We start from the raw sequence: 3,275 nt of genomic DNA, 5'->3' as shown, positions 1-3,275 counted from the left end.
AAGAGACGTGTCGGACAGCGACACCAACGGAACGGGGTAGTGGGACTGGAACTCGAGCAAGGTCGTGGCCGGTGACTTCAACGGTGACGGCAAGACGGACATCGGGGTGCTCTACAACTACGGCACGAATCCGGACGGCACGTACCACACCGCTCTGCTGGTCTTCGCGTCGACGGGTACCGGCTTCGCCGACCCGGTGGTCTTCTGGGACAGCGTGACCAGCGGGACCGGCACGTGGGACTGGAACGCCAGCACGGTGGTCGCGGGCGACTTCAACGGCGACGGCAAGACCGACATCGGCGTCCTGTACAAGTACTTCGCGGGGGGCACGGACAAGTCCACCCACGTCGGCCTGTGGACCTTCACGTCGACGGGCACCGGCTTCGCCAACCCGGTCAAGGCGTGGGACGCCGGCACCGGCGTCGGGAACTGGCCCAGCGCCGTGCTGCCGTCGCTGATCCCGCCGGACTCCGACAAGGGCGCCACCGCGAACGGGACCGCCGTCCGGCTCGCCCAGGAGCTCGCCCCACCGCAGGTGGTCGTCGGCGACTTCAACCGTGATGGGAAGGCCGACCTCGCGACCGTCTACGGCGGCGGGCACGGCTCCAGCAACGTGTTCGCCTTCACCGCGAGCGCGACCGGCTTCAACCCACCGGACGTCGTCGGGGGGACCAACGTGGAATGGGCGCGGGCCTCGGCCCTCTGACCGAGCGGGATGCGACCCGTAGCCCGCAAGAGCGGAGGCGTCCGGCTCACAGTACCTCGGCGACCTTGTTCGCGATCCCGCCCTCCATCGGGTAGCCCGACCCCACGCGGCTGAGACCGGGTCAGGCGAGCTCGTTCTTGTACACGACACCGCCCTTGACGATGAGCCGCAGGTTGCGTTCGGGCTCGGCGAGGACGGACAGGTCCGTGGTCGGGTCGCCGTCGACGACCAGGACGTCGGCCCACGCGCCCGGCGCGATGACCCCGAGCGGCGCGGCGTGGTAGGGGTCGCGGCGGCCGGACAGGCGGAACAGCTCCGCGTTTCCGGACGTGGCCATCTTCAGGGCCCCGACCGGGCTGAGGTACCGGCCGAGTCGGACCAGCATCTCGGACTGCCGGTGGGCCTTCGCGGGGGCGAGCACCAGGTCGGTGCCGAAGGCCAGCCGCACGCCGTGTTCGAGTGCCCAGCCGAAGGTGCGGGCGACGCCGTCACACACCTCGCGGTTCTTGCGGTCGCCGTCCGCGGAGGCGTAGTGGTGGTCGTCGACCTCGAACGGCTGGGTGCTCAGCCACACCTTCCGCTCCGCGAGGTAGCGGATGGTGTCCTCGTCGGCGAGGTGCCCGTGCTCGATGCAGCGCACCCCGGCCTCCACCGCGCGGCGCACGCCCTCGGAGGTGTAGACGTGCACGGTCACGTAGGTGCCCCAGTCGGAGGCCGCGGCGACCGCCGCCTCCAGTTCCGCCGTGGTGAACTGCAGCACGTCCAGCGGATCGAACTCCGAGACGACCCCGCCGCCGGCCATCACCTTGATCTGCGTGGCGCCCTTCCTCAGCTGCTCGCGCACCGCCGCGAGCACCCGCTCCGGCCCGTCGGCCACCCGGGTGAACCCGATCTGCTCGGTGCGGGACTGCGGCCCGCCCAGGGCGGTGGGGACCTCGTGGACCGACCCGAAGTCGCCGTGGCCGGAGGTCTGGGAGACGGCCGCCTGGCTCGGGTAGATCCGCGGGCCCGCAAACAGTCCGCAGTCCAGGACCCGCCGCAGTGGCTCGGTGTCACCGGCCATGTCCCGCACCGTGGTGAAGCCCCGCATCAGCATGTCGCGGGCGGCGGCCAGGGCCTGGTAGTAGACGGTGCCGGTCGGTGCGAGCTGCAGGTCCGCCATGGTGCCGCCGATCGCGAACAGGTGGACGTGGGCATCGGTGAGCCCCGGCATGAGCGTGCCGCCTCCGCCGTCGAGCACCGTCGCCCCGTGGGTACCGCGCGGGGACGGGCGGCCCGGTACCACCTCCGCGATCCTGTCCCGCTCGATTCGGACGTGCCCCGGCACCGCCTCCTCGCCGATCCCGTCGAACACGCGTACGTTCGTCACCAGCAGCCCGGCATCTGAGTCGTCGACACCCATGCCGCCATCCTCGACCGGCCGCGGGAGCGGCACCAGACGGCACACCCGATCGGCCGCGGGCGCCGCGAGGTCGTACGGCGCACGCGGCTGCCCCGGGGGCCGGAGCGATCCCGTTCGTCCCCGCGGGCGGGGACGGCGAGGCAGGGGAGGTTTGGCGGGTCGGCGGGGGAATCTTGTATGGTTCCTGGCGAATCATCCAGAGGGGTGGAGGGACCGGCCCTACGAAGCCCCGGCAACTCCCCGGTCGACCCGGCGTTCGAAGTACGCGCCGTGCCGTTCGGGATCAGTGCCAACTCCGGCCTGTCGCCAACGTGGCGCGGGAAAGATGAGGAGACACGGTGCTCTCTGTGCTGTCCTTCGCCCGGGCGCTTCCCGCCCCGGCCCTTTCGCGTACCCGTCTCGTGCCCGGCGCAGGCAATCGGCCGACTTCTCCGGCCCGTCCTCGCTGACCACCCCCCCCGCTCCCCGCGGGGAGCTCCCGTGAGCCGAACCCACCCGCCGCTCACGGGATTTGAGACTGGAGTACCCATCCATGGAGAACACGAGCGGCGTCGGCGTGCTCGACAAGGTCACCTCGATCCTCGGCACCCTGGAGGCCGGGCCGACCACCCTGGCCGGCCTGGTCGCCGCCACCGGCATGGCGCGGCCCACCGCGCACCGGCTCGCCGTCGCGCTGGAACACCACCGGCTGGTCGGCAGGGACATGCAGGGCCGGTTCGTCCTCGGTCCGCGGCTCACCGAGCTCTCGGCGGCGGCCGGTGAGGACCGGCTGCTGGCCGCCGCCGGTTCGGTGCTCACCCACCTGCGCGACGTCACCGGTGAGAGCGCCCAGCTCTACCGCCGCCAGGGCGAGGTCCGCATCTGCGTGGCCGCCGCCGAACGGCTCTCCGGCCTGCGGGACACCGTCCCCGTCGGCGTCACCCTCCCGATGAAGGCGGGCTCCGGCGCTCAGATCCTGCTCGCCTGGGAGGAGCCCGAGCGGCTCCACCGGGGCCTCCAGGGCGCCCGCTTCACCGCCACCGCCCTCAGCGGGGTCCGGCGCCGCGGTTGGGCGCAGTCGATCGGCGAACGCGAGCCCGGCGTCGCCTCCGTCTCCGCGCCCGTCCGAGGCCCGTCCAACCGGGTGGTGGCCGCCGTCTCCGTCTCCGGCCCGGTCGAACGCCTCAC

General features: G+C 72.3%; 3 protein-coding genes and 1 riboswitch. Of the genes, 2 read left to right on the top strand and 1 reads right to left on the bottom strand.

Going from position 1 to position 3,275, the window contains the following annotated elements:
- Nucleotides 1–64 precede the first annotated feature (64 nt).
- On the top strand, nt 65–706 hold the full coding sequence (locus tag ACFQ87_RS45250; RefSeq protein ID WP_380616883.1) for an FG-GAP repeat domain-containing protein: 642 nt from the start codon (nt 65–67) through the stop codon (nt 704–706).
- A gap of 121 nt (nt 707–827) precedes the next feature.
- Here ACFQ87_RS45250 and ACFQ87_RS45245 read toward each other — a convergent pair whose 3' ends face one another.
- The gene (locus ACFQ87_RS45245; protein WP_380616882.1) at nt 828–2,108 is read right to left on the bottom strand and encodes an amidohydrolase family protein; all 1,281 of its coding nucleotides are present in this window, start codon (nt 2,106–2,108) and stop codon (nt 828–830) included.
- Between the two features lie 189 nt (nt 2,109–2,297).
- Nucleotides 2,298–2,440, top strand: a riboswitch (SAM riboswitch).
- Nucleotides 2,441–2,640: 200 nt separating this feature from the next.
- On the opposite strand from ACFQ87_RS45245, the gene ACFQ87_RS45240 reads away from it, so the two are divergent.
- On the top strand, nt 2,641–3,275 hold a 635-nt coding region (locus ACFQ87_RS45240; RefSeq protein ID WP_380616881.1), incomplete at its 3' end, for an IclR family transcriptional regulator.

This window comes from Kitasatospora sp. NPDC056531 (genome assembly GCF_042794375.1).
Classification (GTDB): Bacteria; Actinomycetota; Actinomycetes; order Streptomycetales; family Streptomycetaceae; genus Kitasatospora.
This window is presented reverse-complemented; position numbering and strand designations above follow the sequence as displayed.

Bases quoted from the DNA above. Each gene is read 5' to 3' on its own strand.
- ACFQ87_RS45245 (WP_380616882.1), bottom strand. From the start codon at position 2,108: ATGGGTGTCGACGACTCAGATGCCGGGCTGCTGGTGACGAACGTACGC.